17 protein-coding genes and 6 pseudogenes are annotated in these 24057 nt (G+C 47.5%); 13 read left to right on the top strand and 10 right to left on the bottom strand.

Annotation, left to right across the window (positions count from 1 at the left end; genetic code table 11):
* A pseudogene (locus NDA02_RS24340) lies at positions 1-149 on the top strand (IS5/IS1182 family transposase); the annotation flags it as partial.
* Between the two features lie 52 nt (positions 150-201).
* On the opposite strand, the gene NDA02_RS24335 reads toward NDA02_RS24340, so the two are convergent.
* Entirely contained in the window at positions 202-738 is a 537-nt protein-coding gene (locus NDA02_RS24335; protein ID WP_348256094.1) for a hypothetical protein, read from the bottom strand.
* 576 nt (positions 739-1314) lie between these two features.
* Here NDA02_RS24335 and NDA02_RS24330 point away from each other — a divergent pair.
* Positions 1315-2144 (top strand): IS1 family transposase gene (locus NDA02_RS24330; protein WP_348249699.1). Its coding sequence is split into 2 segments (ribosomal slippage): positions 1315-1656 and positions 1659-2144, totalling 828 coding nucleotides; the frame shifts between segments, so codons are not numbered across the junction.
* Positions 2145-2513: 369 nt separating this feature from the next.
* Here NDA02_RS24330 and NDA02_RS24325 read toward each other — a convergent pair.
* The 4 genes from NDA02_RS24325 to NDA02_RS24310 form a co-directional block, all read right to left on the bottom strand.
* Entirely contained in the window at positions 2514-3755 is a 1242-nt protein-coding gene (locus tag NDA02_RS24325; RefSeq protein ID WP_348256093.1) for an aminotransferase class I/II-fold pyridoxal phosphate-dependent enzyme, read from the bottom strand.
* 154 nt (positions 3756-3909) lie between these two features.
* Entirely contained in the window at positions 3910-5676 is a 1767-nt protein-coding gene (locus NDA02_RS24320) for an FAD-binding oxidoreductase (RefSeq protein WP_348249697.1), read from the bottom strand.
* 66 nt (positions 5677-5742) lie between these two features.
* Positions 5743-6369, bottom strand: coding sequence for an HAD family hydrolase (locus tag NDA02_RS24315; protein ID WP_348256092.1), 627 nt, complete (start codon positions 6367-6369; stop codon positions 5743-5745).
* Positions 6370-6374: 5 nt separating this feature from the next.
* The gene (locus NDA02_RS24310) at positions 6375-7127 is read right to left on the bottom strand and encodes a lysophospholipid acyltransferase family protein (protein WP_348256091.1); all 753 of its coding nucleotides are present in this window, start codon (positions 7125-7127) and stop codon (positions 6375-6377) included.
* Between the two features lie 723 nt (positions 7128-7850).
* Between NDA02_RS24310 and NDA02_RS24305 the strand changes: the two genes are divergently transcribed.
* The 3 genes and pseudogenes from NDA02_RS24305 to NDA02_RS24295 all read left to right on the top strand — a co-directional run bounded on the left by NDA02_RS24305 (position 7851) and on the right by NDA02_RS24295 (position 13777).
* A complete protein-coding gene (locus NDA02_RS24305) occupies positions 7851-12914 on the top strand; it encodes a thioester reductase domain-containing protein (protein WP_348256090.1) in 5064 nt (1687 codons plus the stop codon).
* 58 nt (positions 12915-12972) lie between these two features.
* Positions 12973-13146 (top strand): annotated as a pseudogene (locus tag NDA02_RS24300) (transposase); the annotation flags it as partial.
* 123 nt (positions 13147-13269) lie between these two features.
* A pseudogene (locus NDA02_RS24295) lies at positions 13270-13777 on the top strand (transposase).
* An 87-nt stretch (positions 13778-13864) separates the two neighbouring features.
* On the opposite strand, the gene NDA02_RS24290 reads toward NDA02_RS24295, so the two are convergent.
* The gene (locus tag NDA02_RS24290) at positions 13865-14449 is read right to left on the bottom strand and encodes a TetR/AcrR family transcriptional regulator (protein WP_190790471.1); all 585 of its coding nucleotides are present in this window, start codon (positions 14447-14449) and stop codon (positions 13865-13867) included.
* 44 nt (positions 14450-14493) lie between these two features.
* Between NDA02_RS24290 and NDA02_RS24285 the strand changes: the two genes are divergently transcribed.
* Positions 14494-14982: a hypothetical protein gene (locus NDA02_RS24285; RefSeq protein WP_190790472.1), complete on the top strand. Its 489-nt coding sequence runs from the start codon at positions 14494-14496 to the stop codon at positions 14980-14982.
* 62 nt (positions 14983-15044) lie between these two features.
* Entirely contained in the window at positions 15045-15578 is a 534-nt protein-coding gene (locus NDA02_RS24280; RefSeq protein ID WP_190790473.1) for a dual specificity protein phosphatase family protein, read from the top strand.
* 1 nt (position 15579) lies between these two features.
* Here NDA02_RS24280 and NDA02_RS24275 read toward each other — a convergent pair whose 3' ends face one another.
* The 3 genes and pseudogenes from NDA02_RS24275 to NDA02_RS24265 form a co-directional block, all read right to left on the bottom strand.
* Entirely contained in the window at positions 15580-16080 is a 501-nt protein-coding gene (locus tag NDA02_RS24275; RefSeq protein ID WP_348256089.1) for a phosphotransferase, read from the bottom strand.
* 110 nt (positions 16081-16190) lie between these two features.
* Positions 16191-16484, bottom strand: a complete 294-nt coding sequence (locus NDA02_RS24270; RefSeq protein ID WP_348249723.1) for a hypothetical protein — start codon at positions 16482-16484, stop codon at positions 16191-16193.
* Positions 16485-16526: 42 nt separating this feature from the next.
* Positions 16527-17207, bottom strand: a pseudogene (locus tag NDA02_RS24265) (substrate binding domain-containing protein).
* Positions 17208-17417: 210 nt separating this feature from the next.
* Between NDA02_RS24265 and NDA02_RS24260 the strand changes: the two are divergent.
* From NDA02_RS24260 to NDA02_RS24250, 3 genes and pseudogenes are all read left to right on the top strand, one after another.
* Positions 17418-18005, top strand: a pseudogene (locus tag NDA02_RS24260) (isochorismatase family protein).
* 84 nt (positions 18006-18089) lie between these two features.
* Positions 18090-19031 carry a DUF5996 family protein gene (locus NDA02_RS24255; protein ID WP_190790478.1) on the top strand — a complete coding sequence of 314 codons (942 nt, stop codon included), beginning with the start codon at positions 18090-18092 and terminating at the stop codon, positions 19029-19031.
* 74 nt (positions 19032-19105) lie between these two features.
* Positions 19106-19567: pseudogene (locus NDA02_RS24250) on the top strand (hypothetical protein); the annotation flags it as partial.
* 925 nt (positions 19568-20492) lie between these two features.
* On the opposite strand, the gene NDA02_RS24245 reads toward NDA02_RS24250, so the two are convergent.
* On the bottom strand, positions 20493-21464 hold the full coding sequence (locus NDA02_RS24245) for an AraC family transcriptional regulator (protein WP_190790480.1): 972 nt from the start codon (positions 21462-21464) through the stop codon (positions 20493-20495).
* 548 nt (positions 21465-22012) lie between these two features.
* On the opposite strand from NDA02_RS24245, the gene NDA02_RS24240 reads away from it, so the two are divergent.
* The 3 genes from NDA02_RS24240 (at position 22013) to NDA02_RS24230 (ending at position 24056) form a co-directional block, all read left to right on the top strand.
* Positions 22013-22321, top strand: a complete 309-nt coding sequence (locus tag NDA02_RS24240) for a cupin domain-containing protein (RefSeq protein ID WP_242067166.1) — start codon at positions 22013-22015, stop codon at positions 22319-22321.
* A 196-nt stretch (positions 22322-22517) separates the two neighbouring features.
* Positions 22518-22871 (top strand): cyclophilin-like fold protein, encoded by a 354-nt coding sequence (locus NDA02_RS24235; protein WP_190790481.1) that lies wholly within the window; start codon positions 22518-22520, stop codon positions 22869-22871.
* 81 nt (positions 22872-22952) lie between these two features.
* Positions 22953-24056, top strand: a complete 1104-nt coding sequence (locus NDA02_RS24230) for a dienelactone hydrolase family protein (protein WP_190790482.1) — start codon at positions 22953-22955, stop codon at positions 24054-24056.
* Position 24057: the final 1 nt, after the last annotated feature.

The following is a 24057-nucleotide window of genomic DNA, read 5'->3' as shown; positions in this document are numbered from 1 at the left end:
AATCGCGAGTGGTCTGTGAAAATGCGTTTGCTGGAGTCAAGCGTTACAATGCGGTGAGCGCTATCTATCGCAATCGAAAAGCGGAGTTTGATGATCACCTTATGCTAACCGCAGCAGGATTATGGAACTTCTACCTGACTGCGGCATAGGAAGAACTTGAAAGGTCGCATTGGCTAGCTCTGTTCTTATTTCCCGACAACTCTAATCAACTTGCAACCCTGCAAACTTTGCCAGCCGTGCCAGCACTTGCACTGTGCGTTTACGATTGCGTGAATCAGCAGGTGTAGACTCAATTATCTGAAGTAGCAGTTCTGGGGATAACGGTTCTTCTGCTGGGAGCTTGTTGAATGTTGTGCGATAGTCTTTGTCCCAAGTTGTTTGAGTTTGCCCATTGCGATCGCGTCGGTTCCAGTATGCCTGCTCGTATCGTTCTATCCACTGGGCACAGCTTGTAGATTTTGAGTCAGAATCATCTTCACCACGGAGCCAGTTTGCCCAATCAAACCGATCAGCATCCAGATCGTTAGCTAGTTCTCGCGCCCTTCGTTCCGCATACTGTAGTCCTGCTGGGGTAGCTTTTACCCCAAGAGAAATCTTCTGCCGATGTGCCTTCCTGTCATCCTTCCCTGGCAGGTTTGCCCGCAGAGATAATGTTCCGCCACGCCGCTCGATCGCTACTTTGATCAGAGCTGCCTTCAGTCTTCCGTTTGCCTGGTTGATCCGTTTGTCGATTTCCACTGGGTACAAAACTGTGTACAAATCGATGACAGATTATGGCATAACCTGACGCGGTCTGATATGACCTGACACAAACTGGATCATCCCCAGAACAATGATCCATCAAGGGTTTTGGACGATGTAGAGCGAAGGAGTAAGTGTCACAACCGAAGAAATGAATGTCACAATCAATTTTTGCCTCAAAGCTGTATAGAGTAGGACTTTTAGGTTTTTTAGTCGTCAGTTTTTGAAGAAAACGACACTGAAGAATTACTTGTCATTTCGTGGGGCTACCGAAGGAATAAATGTCATTCCGTTGGTCGTTGCTTGAAACTCCTGCTCTGAAAGAACTGTAGCGTTTTCTGCGATCGCTAAAGGATTCTATGTCATTTTATCGTATTAGCATCTGAAACATCTGTGTATAAACGGTTTCAAGCTTTCCCGGATTAGGCGAAGGATTACGTGTCATTTCGTTAGAATGATTTTACCCTCAACGCTATGATTACCAGAAAATTCTGTCTTGCTCAAATTTAGGGTAGTGCGTCAATATGATGTGGGATTGGTAGAGTAAAGAGGCTGCTCAATTGGAAACAGGTGATGGAATGCCCTCTGTGTGGTTATGTCAAAGCCCATCGACATGGCAAGATGCCTAACGGTCATCAACGCTATCTCTGTCCTGCTTGCCATCAAACCTTCTCGGAATCGTTCGACAGTTTGTATTACCGTCGCCATGTCAGCCGTGAACAAATCAGACAAGTTCTACAAGCCCACAGCGAAGGCAGTAGTTTGAGAGGGATTAGTCGAACGGTTGGACTTGCCTACAACACCGTTGTGAGCATTGTGAGAGCTGCTAGTCAAAAAGCACAACTGATCCATAACCAAGTGGTGCAAGCGGTCGAAACCCAGGAAGTCAGTGCGGATGAAATGTGGTCATTTGTGGCAAAAAACAGAAGCAACGCACAACCAGGGAATTGAACCGGGGAGATTGTTGGATTGCTTTGAGCCTTGCCTGTTCCAGTGGCTTGATTCTCGCTGCTTGCGTGGGCAAACACACTGATGAACTGATTGAGCGATTAGTTATCAACACCGAAGGAAAGACCGAATGCACACAGTTCAACACCGATGACTGGGGCGGATACGAACGGGTTTTACCCGATGAGATCCAACATCATATTGGCAAGGATAGAACACAGCGATTAGAGCGCACCAATGGAATTCTGCGGCAGCAAACCGGAAGATGGCATCGACGACAGAATAAGTTTGGCAAGGTGTGGGAGCAAACTAAAGTGATGACACGGTTAGTCGTCAGTTACTTCAACTGGATTTGGCAGCACAGCCGCTTCAAAACCACAACTGCACAGCGAGCAGGATTAACAATGCGATCACGGAGTTGGCACGCCATTGCCACCTATTCCACATTAATTTGACGCACTACCAAATTTAGTTTCCTGATAAGGGTTAACAATTTATAACCTATAAGATACAGAAATTTAGCAGTTGCGATCCTGGCAAATTCAAGGCTGCCTTCAGAACCAGAACTAATTTATAAGAACTTCCAAATGCCAAGCTTTGGAATACCGAGTGTATGGATCAGATGAACAGATGTGCGATCGGCTGACCTTCCGGCAAGCTACAAAACTAAGATGCAACGAAGATAGAAATGTGTTCGTCACACAGCCACTAATTCAGATAATTATAAAAATATGGCGTGTAAATATGAGAGTTGATCGAGTGGAACGAACCCAAAAATCTCATTTTCAAGGCTGATTGCGTTGTTGAAAGTGAAACTGAGCTCCCTAAATCCTATCAAGAAAAGGAGTTGTCGGAGATGCGTTTTCCCTGACCAAGTCTGCCATATCAATCAGTGCTATTTCTGACAGGTATTCGGAAATCGGCAGGTATAAAATCTGTTGCTTCAGGTGCTTTTCCAGCAATGTGTTCTTTTGTATATTTTGCGTCGAATCATTTCCAATATGAACCAGGCTGGTATTGCCTGTAGTGGCATCAAAGCCATGATTTCTAAGGATATTGATCAAAAGTACAGGATTAGCCACAAATATAGGAACTAACCAGAATGAATGATTGGTAGCCTGTACGCCAGGATAATTAATTTTGTCTGAAAACAGAGCTAGAACAAAACGCGCTCTTTTTGCTCGTTGCTCGAATGCTTCATTGTCATAATTATTCAATCGATGCCACAACAGATCAACCATTTTCTGGGGAGGAAGATACCGAATTTTGCTGTGGAGATCTCCTTTAGAGAAGTTACGCAGCAGAATGCTAATCATGGCATCAAGCTTAAAGCCCAAAGCATTGACTACTACCATGAGAAGAAAATATATTCTTGGAAGGGTCAGTAGTTTCAAGAAAAGGTATTTAAGAACTCTTCTGAAAAACCAGAACTTGCTTTTGCAGGGGTATTGAGCCTGAATTGCCAGCATTTTGTTAGCTAATTCGCGATCGCCTACACAGGCAATTGCGCTGCCCAATGCAGTACAGGATTTTATGGGTCCAAAACTAAATAGGCTGACATCTGCTTGGCGATCGCCACAATACTTGTCTCCCCAAAAAGCCTGGGCGCAATCCTCAATCAGCAAAATATTATACTTTCTTGCAATTTGAATAACGGCTGTTAAATCTAGAACTGTACCGTATAAATGTGCAATTAAAATTAACTTCGTTTTATCAGTAATCTTTTGCTCTAATGCATCAATATCAGGTGCGAGTGTGTCTATAGAAATGTTGATTGCAACTGGAACCAAACCGTGAGATTTAACAATCTCCACCATATCTGGAATAGTGACTGCACTCATCAGTACTTCTGACCCTTCCGGCAAATCTAAAGCTTGCAATAACAGATCAAAAGCGGTTCTCACTGATAGAGTGACTAATACCTGCTTATCATTCTGAGCAAATTGCTGAAGAATCTTAGGCTCCTCTTGCTTGAATGGATAGACCAAAGAGGAAAGGGAAAAAAGCAAGTCGGCAAAACCGATGTCTAAATTAATTCTTGGGTATAAGCAAAAGCGGTTCGACATCTTTACTGTTTAATTCTGTATGAAACGATCGAACATTGAACATCAATTAGGGGAAGGAGGTACGAGACGGCAGGGGGCTGCTCCTTTGTAGAAGGTTCCGCCCCCGCATTCTGTTTTTTGTACAGACTTAGCCTGGAAAAGGCTTGCATCAAGCTCAATCTAAGCCAAACAAATTATTGCGAATTCCAAAGGTATTTAATGGATCGCTGGCTTCCTTCAGCTTTTTCAGCAGCACAATACTTGTTGGTGAAACAATAGACTGCATAAACTTCTTGCGGATTTTACCCACCCCATGATGATGGGAAATTGATCCACCATGCTCCATGACTCTTTGCCGGAGTGATCCGTAAATCTGATTAAAGACCTCCGGTGCGTGATCAACCCCCTTGGTATACAGCAGGATCGTGAAATACATACAAACGCCTGTTGCATACACCTGCGTCACGCGAGAGCAGATGTAAGGCTTCGCTGGCAGATTAAACTGCTGATGCTGCGATTCGAGTTCTTCTCTGACTGCCTCACGCACCGCCTCGATCTTGTCCCACGAAACGGTTGTCTCAAATGTTTCCCCAAACAGGTTGAATTTCAGGATGAACTGACCGATGTAAGCGATTGTATAAGTGAGAAGATAGCCCCGTTGGCCGTTGGAAGATCCGCCTACAACCCCACCATACTTTTTGGCTAAGGCATAAATATTCTTTTCTTGATAGGCAACTTCTTCTTTAGAGCCTTCCATCAGCAGCGTTGCAGCAACAAGCTCTTGCGGAGAAAACTTTAATACCTTGAAAAGATAGAGTTTTTGGAGCCGATCGACAAATGCCGCAAATCCGGTTAGTTTCGGTTTAATTGACTGTCCCCATTGAAATTGATCGTTGTCAACCAATCGGATGCTGGCAGGAATGAAATTCGTCTGAGACAACTGCTGAAGAAAAGCAACACCCTGGCTGAAGTTCGAAAAGATTAGAGAGCCGTATTTCTGGACCTCGGGCAGCGGACGAATCCGAATGACTGCCTTTGTAATCAGACCCAGATTACCTTCACTGCCAAAGCATAAGTCCTGCAACTGCATTCCCATGGATGACCGGGGGCTGGGAAACTGCTGAGTCAGAATTCCGGCTGGTGTGACAACATTAATTGTTTCAACAATATCTTCGATGTTTCCGTAACGATTCTTTTTCATGCCGCTACAGTTAGTCGCGATCCATCCACCCAAGGTGGAAAATTCGCGGCTGTCGGGTTCGTGTCCAGACGTAAATCCTTCCTTTTGCAAGGCTTCTTCTAAATGCCTGCCAGTGATTCCTGCCTGCACGCAGGCTCGACCATTCTTTTGATCGATCCATTCAACCTGATTCATTCGGGTGGTGTCCACGACCACGATCATGCGGTCCTCTTCAGAAGGCAGAATTAGTGCCCCACTGACGCTGGTGCCCCCACCATAGGGAACCAGACAAACATTATGCCTGACTGCAAGTTGAACTAAGGTTTGGACATCGCTCTCGGATTCACAGTAAAACACCATATCCGCTGCTCGTTCTAAGCGATCGTACAGCACCTTATTCGTTTCATCGATCATGGTATATCCATGGCTATGGCGCAGCCGATCCCCATCTTCCTGGGAAAAACAGCGTGAGGGAAAGCGTTCCGCAATCTCAGCGCAAAAAGACTCATTCTGGTGCGGCGGCGCGATCGGCTTATTCACTACCTCCTGACGCGGATTATCCCAATCGATGGCAACACCCAGGGCTTTTTCCATGTAGGGCAGAAATCCGGGCAGCTTCAGCCCGCACAAAGGATAGCGGTTTCCGGTCAGGGTGACGGAGCGATCGTCGTTCACAGTAAATTCCGTATCCGCAAAGCCCCATTTATGTTCCCACTGTTTATTGTCAGTTTGATTCGCTTGAGATGTTTCTTGCTTGACCATTTTCTATTTCCCAATCAATTTGTTTTGTAATGAATAGAACTCGTCTTTATGTCTAATTGATTTCTATTAGCGAATCATGATGCGCTGATTACCCTTGAATTTTCGGTAATACGGTTCATCAGCGATCGCCAATACATGACGATCGGCTTTACTGTCACCATAGGCATAGAGATAGTAGTGGCTTAGATCGCCCAAAAGCTGCCTGAGCTGTTTTTCTTTCTCAAATCCATAGCAATTTTCTTCCTGTAACTTACCCGTAATGGTTCCCTGATGAATTTCCAAACGATTCGCCAGGGTTTTGTCGATGTGCATCATTTCAGCCCATGGTTGAAGATAAATTTCTAAGGCAGCACTGACTAGAATCACCTGATGCCCCTGTTCCTGATGCCATTTCAACTGCGCGATCGCTTCAGGGTTAATGAGCTTGGGTAAGTCTTGATGGGCAAATCCAATCGCCAGCGTTTGCAGCGTTTCGCTCGACCAACCTTGATAAAACTGGGTTAATAGTTTTTCAGTAATGTCCCGATTAGAACATCGCCCTAACAGGTACGATACCACTGTTGAACTGCACCTGTACAAGCCTGTCCAAACCGATTTTTGGCTGTGAGTCCAGCGCAGAAAAGGCAGGAAGCTATCCTGATTGGTCAATGTTCCATCGAAGTCAAAGATTGCGACAGGCTGTTTTGAGTCCATGATCGTTAATTCAGATTCTCCAATGAGCAAAAACGCTGCTCCTGTAAATTCACGATCGCAGAACGCACATCATCAGCAATTTTCTGATAAAGTTGTCGGTTGCTGGCTCGCCCCTCCCCGACCGGATACGATTCGATACCCAGAAGTTTCCCAAAAGTGACATTAATGGAACATCTGCGCGGAAAGCGTTGCCCTTTGGGTAAAGCCTGATAGCTACCCGCAATGTAGGCAGGTACGATGGGAACGCCAAGCTTTAACGCCAAAAAACCAAAACCAGCCTTAAAAGCTTGCAGTTCTCCCGTTGCAGATCGGGTGCCTTCTGGAAAGATGAGAATGGTTTTATTCTGAGTCAGGATCTCCTTGCAGATCGGCAGGCAATCTCGAAAAAAGCTGCCGCGATTACAGGGAATGAGGTTCAGCAGTTTGCCGGAAATCCATTGCTTGGTGGGGCGATCGAAAAAATAATCTCTGGCTGCCAAACTATAAATTGTGGTGAGCGGTTTGCCATACGCCGCAATAATTGCTGGACCGTCCAGATGGCTAGCATGGTTCGCTGCGATGATATAGGGCTGATGTTCTGGCAAATATTCTCTTCCCTGACATTGGAGCCGAAAGCCAGTTTCCAGGACGAATTTTCCGCTGTGCCAAATACAGCTTTGTAGTCCTTGCTGAACAAGATTTAATCCGGCCTCCTGGAGGGTTGAGCTTAAGCTTCCACCATGAGATGAGTTTAGATTCTTTCCAGAGTCAACTAACATTCATCACTCTTGTTTTGCTTGACGTAAGATTCAGGTTGGCTTCACTGGTAAGCACTATCGTCAACAGATAAATTCAAGCTATAGCGTTCGCAAATTGCCTGTGAACAGAGGGCAGAGGTTTCACCCCTGAACCCCGTCCAAAAATCAAAAAGGCTCATTATAGATTTCTCAAACTTTTGTAGAAGTTTAATTTTCTGGCAAGGAAAATGCTGATGTTCTTGTAAAGAATGTCACTTTCGGGATGGTTCTGATTTTGTACTGAGCAGTCCTGAATTTCTCACGTCACATCATGAACTAAAAGATAAAAAGGAGAATGCGTAACTTCCCACAAAAAAATTTTTATGAAAAATTTAATTCAGCAATTTCACTTAGGAAATTGGTACTTTTTCCTATAAAACTATAGGAGGACTTTATAAATGTGTTCTTGCTACTAATTTGGGCTCAACTGCTTTATACGTTTCGTTAAATACAGGTTTTATCAAAGGTATTGACTATAACGAGTTTGGTGTTGGTAGTATCTAATGTAACAGTGTTCGGTATGTAACGCCTTAGAAAGCGGTGTATTCTTTGTTAACTTCAGCCTTGATGAAAAGATTCAATCTTGAATTGACTAAGCTGTTGTTATAGCAGTTTTCTAAGGTTTTCTATTGCTTATAGAAATGACAAGAAAAGTTATTTCCAAAGCTTATTGTTTTGACGGCAAAAAATATGTCGCAGCAGATTATGTCCTCTCAAAAAAACGAATCGCAGTTTTCTACGCTGATTGATTTGCTGCGACATCGCGCTCTTACCCAACCTCGACAATGCGCGTTTGCCTTTCTACAGGAAGGGGAAGAAGAAACGGGACGGCTGACCTATCAGGAACTCGATGCCCTAGCGCAAGCGATTGCCACGCAGCTCCAAAACTGTTCGCAGTTTGGCGATCGCGCTCTGCTTATCTATCCCTCTGGCTTAGAATTTATTGCGGCTTTTTTCGGATGTTTGTACGCCGGAATCATTGCCGTTCCTGCTAATCCGCCTCGTCCCAATCGATCGATCAATCGTTTGAACACGATTATCGCGGACGCTGGAGCCACGATCGTTTTAACAACCGGCACGATTTTTTCTGGAATTGAACAACGCTTTGAGGATGCACCCGATCTTGCCTCGATGAGATGGATCACCACAGATGAAATTAGCCCGGAGCGAACTGGGAAAGCGAAAATTGAAACATGGCAGGTGCCAGCAATACAGCCTGATACTTTAGCCTTTTTGCAGTACACCTCTGGCTCAACGGGCAATCCTAAAGGGGTGATGGTTAGCCATCACAATTTGCTCCATAACCTGGCGTACATGAAACAGGCGTTTGGCATCACAGACGAGGGAATTTCCGTCACTTGGTTGCCTAATTTCCATGACATGGGTTTGATTGAAGGGCTATTACAGCCTATCTATTCCGGTATTCTTGGCATTCTCATGCCGCCCACTGCATTCCTGCAGAAACCCATTCGCTGGCTGCAAACCATTTCTCGCTATCGTGCTACCCACAGCGGTGCACCGAATTTTGCCTACGAGCTATGCACTCACAAAATCACTGAGGATCAGAAGCGATCGCTCGATCTAAGCAGCTGGACGAATGCCTATTGCGGCGCTGAACCCATCCGACGATCGACCATTGACCAATTTATTGCAGCCTTTGAGCCTTGCGGATTTCGGGCAGAGTACTTCTATCCCTGCTATGGCATGGCAGAAGCAACACTCATGATTTCGGGGGGCCTGGTTCACGAGAATCCGATCTACTGCAATGCAGAAACAGCGGCGTTAGAGCAGAATCGGGTCATTGAAGCCGGGATAGAACAGCCGAGTCGGACGATCGTTGGTTGCGGACGAACCTGGCTAGACGCTGAAATTGCCATTGCCCATCCAGAACATCTAACAAGCTGTGCGGAGAATGAAATTGGAGAAATTTGGGTGTCGGGAGCGAGCGTTGCCCAAGGCTACTGGCAAAATCCGCAGGCAACAGAAGAAACGTTTCATGCCTATCTAAAAGATACGGGCGCAGGTCCATTTCTACGCACCGGAGATTTAGGCTTTTTACGCAACGGTGAGCTGTATATCACAGGTCGTTTGAAGGATGTGGTGATCGTTCGGGGACGAAATCACTATCCGCAAGATATTGAAACTACCGTTGAAAAAAGCCATCCTTCGATTCGGTCTTCCTGTAGTGCAGCATTTTCAGTGGAGGTCGAAGGGGAAGAACGGCTGGTCGTGGTAGCAGAGGTAGAGCGGCGCTATCGGATTCGACGGCAGAAGCAGCAGCCTGTCTCAGTTGATTGCAGACGGCAGGATCGTCGTCAGGTGGAGGTTGATCCGGGTAATGATCCAGCAACTCGTCAGCCCCTCGACACCGAGGAGGTATTCTGGCAAATTCGACAGTCGGTCGCTGAACATCACGAACTGCAAGTCTATGCCATTCTGCTGCTGCAAACGGGCAGTATTCTCAAAACCTCCAGCGGCAAGATTCAGCGGCGAGCCTGTCGGGCAAGTTTCCTGGCAGAGACACTGGAAGTGATTGCAGAGTCGAGACTGCCCATTCCGCATATGGCCAGCATCAATTCAGCGGCTCCGGCTCAACTGAATCCGCCTAGCGATGATCCAACCCAGGCGAAAGCAGATGAGTTAGTTCATTGGCTGCGGGACTACAATGCAACGCGCATTAACTCCCAGTTGATCGATGAGCGACGATCGATTCCGCCCTATATCGTCCTGGATTTTGGCAACCAGGGACTTTTAGGAATGCAGGTGCCTGAAAGTTATGGCGGCATTGCCCTTAGCCATTGCAGCACGCTTCGCATCTTCGAGCAGATTGGCGCAATCGATCAAACGCTGGCACTGTTCACCGCTCTCAACAACGTGCTGGGAATTCGTCCCATCCTCCACTACGGCTCCAAAGCACTCAAAGCTGAACTGCTGCCAATGCTTGCTGCAGGACGAGAACTTGGTGCGTTTGCCATTACTGAACCTGGTGCCGGATCAAATCCTCAGGCGATCGCGGCTCAAGCCATTCCTGTGGGAGGCGATCACTGGCATCTTTATGGGACAAAGATTTGGAGTGGTTCTGCTGCTTGGGCAGGTGTGCTGAATGTGTTTGTGAAGCAGCAAAACGATCAGGGCAAAACAATTGGCATGAGTGCCTTTACCCTCCGTCAAAACGTACCTGGACTGCGGCAGGGACCGGAAGCCCTCACGATGGGAATGCGAGGCATGGTACAGAATACTGTGTTTCTGGAAGGCGTGCCCGTGGAGGCGGGGCAATTGCTAGGAACGGCAGGTGCAGGAATGACTGTGGCGCAGGATGCCATGATGTACGGACGACTTAGCATTGCAGCAAACTGCATTGGCGGCATGAAACGCTGCGCCCAGCTGATGATGCGCTACGCCGATCGCCGAACGATTTCCTCCGGCAGACTGCTAGAAAATTCTGTGACGCTGATGCGTCTCAATGACTTGACGGCAGCGATCGCGGCAACCGAAGCGTTAGTTTCTACGATCGCAGAACGGCTAGATACGGGTATGACGGTTCCTGTTGAAGCCTACACCGTTTGTAAGACTGCTGCTACTGAGTTCTTCTGGCAGGCAACCGACCAGCTCGTACAGATTTTGGGAGGTCGAGGCTATATCGAAACCAATATTGCCCCTCAACTCCTACGCGACGCGCGGATTCTGCGAATTTTAGAAGGACCAACCGAAGCGTTAAATTATTTCCTGGGTTCACGGGTGATGAATCAGTTGACAGATCTGCTGCAATTCCTGCGGGAATTTCAGGGAGATGATATTGCTGAACAACTACAATTGGCGGCAGAACAAATCCATCACCGTTATCAGAGCCGATCCAATCTAGACGATCGCATGACCAAAGCACAGTGGGCATCGGGACTTGTAGGTGAGCTGACAACTTGGGCAGTTTTGTGGAGCGTAAGCCGCTGGCGCAGTCTCTCAAATCCGAAGTTTAGCCGAGCCGCAACCTGGGCACAGCTTCAGTTTGAAAAAAAATTAGCGGAAACGAACAATCCTGCTGAAGCGGTCTTTCTGTCAGTGGATCTAATCACGCAGTTAACAGCTGAGTACAGCAGTGCGATTGGAGATACGGAACAGATGATGGCTGGTGAAAATCGCGATCGCGACCCCCTGCTTCAGAAGGAGATGAATCCTCCTGCAATTCATCCGGTATCACAGCCTGAAAGACTGCTCGATGAGCCGAAACCCCAAGCCAGCGAAACTATGGCATCGATTCAGGCGTGGATACAGCGCTGGATTGGCGAACGTCTGGGATTTAGGGCTGAAGCCGTTTTGCCAGAGGAATCGCCGTTAAACTATGGGCTGGATTCCGTCACCGTACAGGAATTTATTCAGGCTATGGAAAACGAGCTAAGTTTGCCTGCGATTTTAGACAGCAGTCTGCTCTGGCAAATTCCCACGATCGCTGCCCTAGCAGAGTATTTAGCCACAGAAGTTCAAAATTCTGCACCAGGAACTTCATCGCTCGACCTGCAAGCCGAGGCAGCACTCGATCCCAGCATTCAGCCTGCTATTTGGGCAATCAACAGTATATTGACCGATGTTGCTCATCCAAAGGCGATTTTCCTCACTGGAGCCACTGGATTTCTAGGCGCATTTCTGCTGAACGATTTGCTACAGCAAACTCAAGCGCAGATATACTGCCTGGTACGAGCCAGCAATCCGGAGCAGGGCAAAGCGCGAATTATTAAGAACCTGGAGGGTTACGGTATCTGGCATGGGCAGTACAGCGATCGCATCGTGCCAATTCTGGGCGATCTGGAAAAACCGTACTTTGGCTGGACGGAAGATCAATTTATTGCCTACGCGGATTTATTCGATTCAATTTACCACAGTGCCGCCTACCTGAATTTTGTCTACGCCTATTCTGAACTGAAGGCCAGTAACGTGCTGGGCACCCAGGAAGTGTTGCGGCTGGCAAGTCGAGGTCAGGTGAAACCCGTTCACTATGTTTCCACGGTAGCTGCCTACGAATCACTCATCTACGCCGGAAAGGTAGTCACAGAGACCGATCGACCCAAACATAGTGAAAGTATCTTTATGGGCTATTCCCAGAGCAAATGGGTAGCTGAACAACTGGTACTTGCCGCCCGCGATCGGGGTATTCCGGTAAACATTTATCGATCGCCGCTCATTTCGGGACATAGCCGCCGGGGAAGCTGGTACACCGATGATTTTATGTGCCGCATTTTCAAGGGCTGTATTCAGATGGGAAGTGCGCCCGATCTGGAGTTGCTGCTCGATTTATCTCCGGTTGATTATGTGAGCGGAGCGATCGCCCATCTGTCCCTGCAATCTACCCAACTAAATCAAACCTTTCACCTGATGAATCCCCAGTCTCTACCCTGGAATGATTTGTTTGATTGGATGCGATCGTTTGGCTATTCGCTCCAGCGATTGTCTTATCGCAATTGGCAGGCTGAAATTAAGCAGCTGACGCTCTGCCAGAATAATCCGCTCTACCCGCTCCGTCCTTTCTTCCTCAAACCCTGGTCAGAGCACTCCCTCACCATTCTGGAACTCTATCAACAATCCTTTAAGCCTGATTTTAACTGTCAACAAACCCTTCAAGCACTTGCCGAGAGCGATATTTCCTGTCCTGTCCTGTCTGATTCACTCCTGCAAACGTACTTTAACTATTTCATCGATCGCGGCTTCCTAGAGGTTCCTGTCAGCAGAAGGAAATTGACAGGACTGAGTATTCCAACCTCATCTCTTCTTCAGAAATAAGTCGTTCCTTTATAGAACCCATCTTGGATCTTTGATGGCGAGCTAAGCTGGAAAATAAATGCCATACTCCAGCAGCTTAACTGACAAAGAGTGGGAACTCATCGAACCCTTGTTACCTCAGAAGAAGAAAACGCGGCCACCGAAGTGGAGCAAACGGCAAATCCTCGATGGCATCTTCTATCCACTCAAAGACGGCTGCAATTGGTGTGACTTGCCCAAAGACTTACCGCCTTATTCCACGGTTTTCTGGCACGACAAACAATGGCGCTCTGATGGGGTGCTTGAGCGCATCTTGGCAACACTGCATGGACAAGTCCGAGCCAACGTAAAAAAACTGAAATGGACACGTTTACTCATGATTGACTCGCGAGCTGTCAAAAACACTTGCAACGCAAGCATTGTCCCAAGGAATTTTGTCACTACAAGTGCACCAATGGCATTAAACGTCATCTTGCCATTGATACTTTGGGGTTTCCCTGCTTCACCTAATGCACTAAAGCCAATGTTTCAGATGCCCAAGGGTTAATTGAACTATTGAGCCGTAATCTCGATTACTTTCGGATTAAACCCGTTAACATTCCTAAGATTACAATCTTGCTTGACCACGGATATCACCCCGACAAGCTCATTGCTGCCTTGCAGCAAATTTACCACAGATGATGACCAAGATTCGCTTTGAACTGGCTCTGAAGCCAACCAAGGCACAAAAGGCAGCCCAGGGGAAAACAGGATTTGTCCCTATGGCGACTCGGTGGGTAGTAGAACGGTCGAATGCCTGGATGGAGCGGTGCAAGAGTCTGGTTAAGAATTTTGAGCGAACGCTTGACCATGCCAGAGCAAAGCTCAACCTGTTTTTTATCTGATTAATGCTCAAGCGGTTAGCAAGTGCATAGATCTCAAATGGGTTCTATAAAAACAAGCGGACAAAAGCATAGGTTGCGTTATGAATATCAGATTTGTTTGAGGACAAGTTCCAAAGCATGGCGCACATAAGTTTCCCAGGAGTCAGAAGTAGGTTGGAATATCATGACATAGAGCATGATGCTGCTCATGGTGTCAAAAACTAACCCTGGATCTAAATCAGGCTTCACCTCCTGTCTTGCCTTTGCTCGCTCCAGGACAACAGCAAATGCTTCTCGGCGGGGATGCAAGTATTTTGTCCAATAGATTTGAGCAAATTCAGCATTGCTTGACGCACTGCTAATAATCATGGCAACCGTTTGCCTTCCTAAAGGATTAAGCGAGATCTGGGCTGCATTTTGAATCAAGGCATCCATATCACCCCAAAGGCTCCCGGTGTCAGGGATGACAATCTCTTCTCGAATACTCTCGATCGCATCTGCCACCAATTCTGCTTTGCTGTTGTAGCGCCGATAAATGGTGGTTTTGCCAACTCCTGCACGAGTAGCGATCGCCTCAATACTCATCGCTTCAAAACCAACCTCTGCCAGCAACTCTAAGGTCGCTTGCAGCATTGCCTGATGCGACTCGGCACTCCGAGGTCTTCCAGGTGATTTTTTATTGGGATCTGCCATAGATGTTATTATAGTTTACGATACAGTTTCGTATCGAAATAGTTATGCAACGACGTCCTCGCTACATCGATAAAAACAGTACCCAAACCTTGCGAGAAGGACTTGCAGAGTATTATGCTCTCAACCCCCACATCACCGATCCGGCAACCCAACCCTCAGACTTTGCCAAAATTCTCCGTGCCCATGATGTGGGTCATGTCATCTACGGTTGTGACACAGGAATGCTTGATGAATTGAAAATCCTTCCTTTGTTTTGGTGGACGAGTGAATGTACGTTTCAGACCTATCTCAAGATGAAAAACTCCCCTGCTGTTGATGTGATGTACGAAGATATGATCAAAAAAAAGGGAACTCTTTGGCTGTATGGCTCAATTCTGAAAGTACTTCCTGGAGTGGTTCTAGAATTAATTCCGATTTGGTTTAAAACTCGAAATCGCCAGAAGCTGTTACCTTTTCTGAATTTTGAACCGTTGATGGATCGATCTCTCCTGGATATTCGTCAGGAGTATGACTTGCTACCGTTCTTCAAATAAGCAAATTATAGTCATTGCTTGGTTATCTAGAATTAGATCATCACCTGAAGATCAACAGAACTGTGTATAAATTTGCTGCGGCTTGTTCAACTGAATCCATTGTTTTTGGAGCATCCAGACCAGGATATACAGACGTACAAATCCAATCCTGGATCTCGTTCATGAAAGGTAAAGGGATTCAGCGTGTTTGCTGTCTATTAGACAAAGACCAGCTTGTTCGCTACCCAGATTTGTTGGGCTACTACAAACAAGCCTTTGGAATTAAAAATGTTTGTTGGGCAGCGATTGCGGACTTTGAGATTTGCGATCGTACAACTCTTCAGCACACGATTTTGCCGTTTCTCCTAGCGTCAGATCAATGTCAGCGTAAAACAGTCGTTCATTGTTCGGGAGGAATTGGACGAACGGGACAGATTCTAACTGCATGGCTGGTAGTTGGACGAGGCTTATCTCAGCAGGCAGCGGTTCAGGCAGTTCGACAGATGGGCAGAAATCCTTATGAAGCCGTAATTGCGGCTCCTTTGCGGGGTAAAAATCCACTTCGAGTATTGACAGAGCTAAACAATCTTCTAGATGCCTGTCAGCAGGATGAATGATTTAAACATCCTCAGTAATAAGTCGCAATGTCTTCTCTCCGATCGCAGCAAACCGCGGGTTATCGACTAATCCTGTATCCAGTAGCATGGCATCAAAGAACACTGCCCATCCTCTAGCGCGTTCCAGGGTTGCTTCAGAAGCGTTGGCATAGGCTGCAATCGCCTGTTGACGCACTTTTACATCGGAAAAGAGCATCCAGATTGCCGCCAAATCGGCTGCGCGATCGCCTGCTGTAATGTCTCCCCAATCAATAATGCCTGTAATCACACCAGCCTCAACTAACACATTACAGGGATGGAGATCGCTATGTATCCAGGTTGCTTCAACATCCATTGGTGCATCTAATGCTTGATTCCAAATGTGTTTGATATCTGGAGTGATCAGATTTGTTTTCTGTTCTAACCGCTGCATTCGTTCCTTAACAGAAGTGGCTCGCTGATGCAACGGTACACCTCTAAATGGGTTAGATGGTGTATTGGGTGGTGCAGGAACATGAAGCAATCGCAAAAAAGCCGCAAACCGCTGTGTCTAGTCGTAGTTCGGTTCTTGCTGATCTGCCGCTACCCCTGCTAGCCAGGGCAAAATACTCCATTTCCAGGGGTAGTCTTGTCCTAGATGCCTAATCTGTAAGGAATTGGAATCGGAATGGGAAGAGTGGATAATTGTGGGAGCCAGGCTTGCTCATGTTCAATAAGAGTGGTAGCAATCTTGCGACGAGGAAGCCGGACGCATAGCTGATTACCCAATCGGAACATGGCATTATCCCAACCTGCACCGACCGAATGGAGCGGCAAATGTGCCAGGTCAGGATACTGTGCTGCTAGAAGAGAGTGAACGAGGGAGGCATCAATTTCAATCTCAGAAGCGGGTGTTCCGATCGCACCTGCTATTTGCCCTGTACTCATGAATGCCTCCTTTGGCCAGTACTCCAAAATATCCTGTCTGGGCTACGGCTTCCAATCAGGCTGATTACCAAATCCTTCCTGAAGAAAATCAACCAGCAAATACACCTTTGTTGATAAATAGCGACTGACGGGATAAATGGCAGAAATTGAAAGTTCTGATGGATGATACTTAGGCAGAACGAGTTGTAGCAGTCCCTGTTGTAATTCATGACTAACAATGAACATGGGTAGCAATGTAATGCCTATTCCTCGAACGGCTGCATCTCGAAGGACTTCTCTGTTATTTGAACACAAGACTCCAGTTACTGAAACTCATTGCTCACCATCAGGATCGCTCAAGATCCACTGATCTTCAACTCCAATCTGCCCATAATGCAAACAGGAATGATTTTGCAGTTCACGAGGATGGGTTGGAACTCCACGACTCTCTAAATAGTTTGGGGAGGCACATAGAACCCGTTGAGCTGTTGTAATGACATGAGTAATCAGACTCAAACTTTCCTGGGGTTTGGCAATGCGGATGGTGATATCAAACCCTTCTTCGATGGGGTCAATAAAGCGATCGTTGAGGGTCAATTGTACCTCCAGCTCAGGATATTGCATCAAGAAGTCCGGTAGAGCTGGTGCCAGATGTATTGTGCCAAAAGACATGGGAGCATTCAACCGAAGTCTACTCTTTGGTTCTGCTTGAAGCTGGGTAATCGATCGCTCCGCTTCTTCCAAGCTTGCCAAAATTTCTAGGCAACGCTCATGGAAAGCCAATCCTGTTTCTGTCGGTGTCCCTACCCGTGTACTGCGATCGGTATTGTGGTGTGGATTCTCACATATCTGCTAATGCCTCAACTAACGCAATTGTTTTACCAGTGGCTCTATCCAAGCGCTTGAGAAATCATTCTCGATCGACCTCTAGTATTCAAAATGAAGGAGCCAAAAATGAACATCTCTTTTACGGCTGAGAACTCAGTCATGCTGCTCATTGATCACCAAGTTGGAACCATGCAGTTAATCAAAAATATCCCCTGGAGGTTGTGAAGCGAAACACCCTTGCTCTGGCAAAAACAGCGAAAGTTTTCAATATTCCGGTAGTGCTGACCAGCGGCCAACAGGAAAACCTTCAGGGACCACTGATGCCAGAATTACAAGACATTTTGCCAGAAGCATTTCAAACCCGAATTAGACGAGCCGGAATCGTGAATGCCTGGGATGATCCAGGGTTTAAGAAAGCTGTGATTCGTCACGATCGTAAAAACATTATTATGGCGGGTGTGATAACCGATGTGTGCCTGGTTTATCCTGCCATCAGTGCCCGTCAAGAGGGCTATAACGTGCAAGCTGTGATGGATGCTTCAGGCTCCCCCTTTGATATTTCTGAGGAGATGTCACGGCGGCGGATGGAGCGTGTTGGTTGTGCTGACCACAACCAACACGCTGATGGCTAAACTGGCTCAAGATTGGAGTCGTCCTCAAGGCGGGCAACTTTTGCGGATCCTTTTTCAAGATGTGTTGCCAAAAATTGGATAGCTTCCGCCCAAGACATATCCTTGATACAAATAGCGCTAGCGTTGGTTGCCGAATCTGCCTTTAATTTGCATAGAGGTTTCTATCATGGCTACACCCATGCCATCTCCATTGACTGACATCTGGCCATCGTTGCCCGTCGCAGCTTGGCAAGATACTAATACAACCCTTCATCTATGGACACAAATTATTGGCAAGATTCGGTTGTCTCTTGCTCCCAAAGTGAACCATTGGTGGCATTCGACTCTGTACGTTACGCCACGGGGGCTGACCACTTCAGCGATTCCTTATGGGACCCGCACCTTTCAGCTCACTTTTGATTTTCTCAATCATCATTCATTGATTGAAACGAGTGATGGGATTACCAAAACGGTTGAACTCTTTCCTCGCTCTGTTGCTGATTTTTATCAAGCTGTCATGAGGACTCTCAAGGAGATTGGAATTGAGGTACAGATTTGGACAGTACCCCAGGAAATAACCGATCCGATTCCCTTTGAGCAGGATCACGAACACGCGGCTTATGATGCAGAATGTGCCCAACGATTTTGGCGAATTCTGGTACAGTGCGATCGGCTCCTAACCCTTTTCCGCGCTCGTTATGCGGGGAAGTGTAGCCCAGTCCATTTCTTCTGGGGTAGCTTTGATTTGGCAGTGACACGATTCTCCGGGCGACGTGCGCCGGAACATCCCGGTGGTGTTCCAGGAATGGCAGATTGGGTGACGCGAGAGGCTTACTCCCATGAGGTGAGCAGTTGTGGATTCTGGTTTGGCAAAGGCGCGATCGAAGCGTTATTCTACGCCTACGCCTATCCCGCCCCCGAAGGGTTCAAAGACTACTCAGTGCAACCTCAGGAGGCATTCTTTAGTCCAGAAATGCAAGAGTTTATCTTGCCCTATGAAGCAGTAAGGCAGGCAAGCAATTCAGATGCAATGGTGCTGTTATTTTTGCAAAGCACTTACGAAGCAGCAGCGGATTTAGGACATTGGGATCGCGCTGCCCTAGAATATAGCCCGGTGCTAAGAAGTTAACTTTTCCCTAGCAGCCCTGATTGCGACTTGGTCTCGCCCGCCTTAATGTAGGATGACACACGGTACGGCGGGTTCCGGGACATTGCAGCGAAGCAATCGCGTTGGCAATCAGCCCGGATGGACAATGGTTCGCAACCAGTGCCCATTCAGAACCAGAGGTCAAGCTATGGATGGTTGCCACAGGCGAAGTTGTTCATACATTGAACTTGAGTAATTCCAGCGATCGCATTTCAGCCCTCGTGTTTAGTCCTGATAGCAAAACTTTAGCGACTGGTATTTTTGGACAAGCCTCGTCAGCAGAAACACCCCAGACATTTTGGGACGTAGCAACTGGACAGAACATCTATACTCTGACCCAGTCAGCAAACCCTACTCATCACAATTGGTTCAGTAATCGTTACCTCGTCTCTACGATCGCGTTTACGCCTGATGGGCAGACGTTAATCACTAGCGATCAAAATCGTGCCATCCGCCTTTTGGGAACTCCCCGTAACATTCCAGAATCAGCTCCGTTCCAGACCCAGTACAAGTCGTAGAGGAGGCTACAACACAAGTTGAGTGGATCCAAACATTGCGGGGACATGCACACGCAATTTCTGCGATCGTCTTTAGTCCTAATCACCAACTCCTGGTCAGTGCCGGCCAAGACCGCGATCGATGTTGCATGATGATCAAGATTTGTGATTTGAGAACCGGACAAGAACCAACAACCCTCAAACAGGCGAAGTATGACCAACGCCCCGTCTTACACCGCCAGAATAATATGACAACGACTATCACTAAGCACGGTGTCATCACTCTGACCGATGCAGCATCTCAACGGTCAACCTATACCCTTACCGATTGTACGTTTTCATAAAAAATGGCGCGGCTTTCAAATTCATGGCGCGACATCGTAAAGTGTGGAATCCTTTTACGGTAAAGATTTCGTCATTTTTACCATATTAGAGTCTTTTAGAGCTTACCAGATATCACTATCAAATTCGTGGCGCCAAATTTTTATTCTACGACAATAAATTCTTTAGCTACGGCAACTTAAGCCTCTAAGGGCTTTCAAGTTCGTAGCACGGATTTTTGATCGCTAAAACTCCTGCTACATAGGGCTTTCAGGCTTAACGGAACGGTAAATCTTAGCTGATAACGGTAAGCCATTTTCAAGCAGAAATTTATGCTCTCCAGTGTCTTCAAATTGATGGCGCGAATTTTATTTTTCCGAAACCTCCTTGTATGTGGGGTTTAGGCTTACGCTTAGATGACTTTCATGCCGAGAGATACAAATGCGATCGTCTCCTTAAGAGTCTCTTTTAGAAGGATTAGTAACCCAGCGCGATCGAGCCTTGTTTGGTATCTACGATGCGATTTTGCGGGCAGCCTTCAAGCGATTAGGGATTGAGGGAGCCAGCACTCACAGCTTCCAGTGCACGGCAATTACCTGGATGCACAATGAGCGGGTGTCGATCATCAACCAATTTTTGCGACTTCCCGTAGCCGCTCCACATCCCGCATGGGTGGTGCTCCAAACTGCCGCTTATACTCCCGGTTGAAGTGTGAAGGATCGTCATACCCCACTTGGTACGCCGCACTAGTTGCATCCAGGTTTTGCCCCAGCATCAGACGGCGAGCCTCTTGGAGCCGCAGTTGTTTCTGAAACTGCAAGGGACTCATCGCTGTGACCGATTTGAAATGATGGTGAAAGCCTGAGACACTCATGCCAAGCTCGTGGGCAATATCCTCAATCCGAAGCGGTTGGTTAAAGTTTTTCCTAAGGCGATCGACGGCTCTGGCAATGTGGTGCGTGTAGCCACCCAGAACGGCAATCTGACGCAGCCGCTCGCCTTGCGCTCCCATCAACAATCGGTAGATAATTTCCCGTTTAATCAGGGGTGCCAGCACATGGGCTTCAGCCGGAGAATCGAGAAGTCTGACAAACCGCACCGTCGCATCCAGCAGATTCGCATCCAGTGGACTGACATCGATCGCTTTGACACTGGTACCCCTTTGGGCGGAGGGATAGCCTGCCTCCACCATGACTGAACCAACCAGAGTGGGGTCGAGATCGAGACGAAGGCTCAGAAATGGTTTCTCTAGAGATGCTTCCAGAATTCGGCTGGCAATCGGCAGTTCGACCGTTCCCAACAAATAATGCATCGGATCGTACTGATAGCGATCGCTTCCCAACAACACCTCTTTGCTGCCCTGAGCAATGACACAGAAGGACGGAATCGAGACACTGTGCAAGCACTCTGAAGGGTAGGAGGTGCGATAGACGTGCAATCCTTTCAGTGGTTCAATCACGCCATCGTGACTAACCGTCCGTGCAATTCGCTCGGTCAGTTCCTCTCGGTTAGCTTGCGCTCGGTCTTTCTCACGCTTTGCCTGTGGGTCGTCTATCAACGCTCTACCGGGCTTTTCACTCGTTCTTGTCGCGTTCATTTCTTGTGCCTGTTCCAATCGATTTATGCACACATCAAGGTGTAGAAAAGGGTTTGGCAGCTAAGCCTGTATAAAATCTAGCGTGACTTGATGGAAGCTGGTGCAAGTTTGCAGGATTGTACAATCATTCTAGACAATCATCCTATTGCTTGCCTTTCAGGATGCCTAGAATGAGGTTAAAGCAATGAAAAACGATTCCAACTGCTTGTAATCGTCTGGACTTTTATCAAAGGGAATACGCAGGTTGATTGGAGCGATTGTGAGAAGCGATCGCATAGGAAGCATCATCCAATCCACAGCAGGCTGCTGTGGGAAAGTTTTGCATGGGCGTTGCACAAACATGGAGGAACGAAAATGAAACGGCTCACGATACCTGTCATTGCATCCTTATTTAGCTTTGGGGTTTGCACAGGCAGGTCATACCCAAGTTTCATTGGGCGATCGCCCACAGAGTGTAGAAATCACGCGGAATGGTTAGCAGTCTTCTACTGAAGGCTCATCTGACTATTTCACGGGTTCTGTACGCATCAATCCTCTTTTTCCAGCGCATGAATCCGTCACGCACGTTTGGCGCAAGTGTCACCTTCGAGCCTGGTGCCCGAACCACATGGCACACCCATCCTCTGGGGCAGGCCTTGATTGTGACGGCTGGAATTGGCTGGATTCAGCAGTGGGGTAGTCAAATTCAGGAAATCAGACCTGGTGACGTCGTCCGGATTCTGCCCCGTGTAAAACATTGGCATGGAGCCACAGCTACCACAGCCATGACTCACATCGCTATCCAGGAGGCGCTCAACGGCAGCCCTGGGAACTGGATGGAACAGGTCAGCGACGAGCAGTATGAGGGGAGATCCTGATGTTTTTGAGATCCCCCCCTGACAGAGGGAAAAACGCTCAGAAGCGAATGCTAATTTTGCTCCTTGCCCTGGCAATGTCTTTGGTTCCTCAGCTTGCCGTGCCGACAACAGTATCACCCGCAGCACCTCGTCAGAAATACCGTCGGAAATACCGTCAGAGACACCAACTGAACTATCAACCGAGCAGGCAAACAGGATGAAGATCAACATCAGGGTCAGAAACGAAGTTGTGACAGCTACGTTGATTGATAGCAAAACCACTCAGGATTTTATTTCCCTGCTGCCATTAACGCTGACTTTAGAAGACCACGCGAACACCGAAAAAGTTAGTGATTTGCCAAGACGATTATCAACAGAAGATGCCCCTTCGGGTAGTGATCCTGCGGTTGGAGATATCGCGTATTACGCTCCCTGGGGAAATTTGGCGATGTATTACAACGATTTTGGATACTCAAACGGACTCGTCATCCTCGGAAAAATTGACGGTGACATCGAGGCATTGAATGTGCCTGGTTCTGTAGAAGTGACGATCGAGTTGCGATCGCAGTAAAGCGGATACAGCAAGGAAGCGGCTTGCGACGATTGAACCGAAGTAAACCCATTAGATCAACCCAAACTTACAAAGAAAGTCATGAAACATCGTGTTCTAATACCAACTCTCTTGATGAGTGCGATCTGTACAACAGCAGCATTTGCGATCGACAGAACCTACATCTCGCGTGAGGCTTCCCAAACACCCGTGCAGCAGTCTGCTGTGGTCGAGGGAGCAGACAATTTCTATCAAAGCGACCAGGTGACGATGCAAAGAGTTACATTCAGAAACCAATACAACATGCAGGCTGTTGGGAATCTCTTCATTCCCAAAGACTTGGATCAGAACACCAATCATCCAACAATCATTGTCGGGCACCCAATGGGCGCAGTCAAAGAACAAAGCTCGAATCTGTATGCCCAAAAGCTGGCTGAGCAAGGATTCATCACCTTGTCCCTTGATTTATCCTTCTGGGGCAAGAGTGAAGGGCAGCCCCGCAACGTTGTTGCACCGGATATTTATGCTGAAGATTTCAGTGCTGCGGTCGATTTTCTGGGCACCCAGTCCCTCGTTGACAGAGATCGAATTGGCGTTCTTGGGATTTGCGGCAGCGGTAGCTTCGTTATCAGCGCCGCCAAGATTGACCCGCGCATGAAGGCGATCGCGACGGTCAGCATGTATGACATGGGTGCAGCCAACCGCAACGGGCTGAGACATTCTGCGACCCTCGAACAGAGGCAGCAAGCGATCGCAGCGGCGGCTGAACAACGCTATGCAGAGTTCACGGGCGGCGAAACCCAATACACTAGCGGCACGGTGCATGAACTGAATGAAAACTCTACCGCGATTGAGCGTGAGTTTTATGACTTCTACCGCACTCCCAGGGGCGAATACACCCCCGAAGGTTCGTCGCCGCAACTGACAACCCATCCGACGCTGACCAGCAACGTCAAATTCCTGAACTTCTACCCGTTCAATGATATTGAGACGATTTCGCCCCGTCCCATGCTGTTCATCACGGGTGACAATGCCCATTCCAGGGAGTTCAGCGAAGATGCCTATCAACGCGCCGCCGAACCAAAGGAACTCTACATTGTTCCAAACGCGGGACATGTCGATTTGTACGATCGAGTGAACCTTATTCCTTGGGACAAGCTTGCCTCCTTTTTCAATCAGCACCTCAGTCGGTCGCAGGTTGAATGAT

Source organism: Leptolyngbya sp. ST-U4 (genome assembly GCF_039962215.1).
In the GTDB taxonomy this organism is placed as follows: domain Bacteria; phylum Cyanobacteriota; class Cyanobacteriia; order Elainellales; family Elainellaceae; genus Leptolyngbya_A.
The sequence above is the reverse complement of the archived record's forward strand: the minus strand, read 5'-3'. Positions and strand labels throughout refer to the sequence as shown.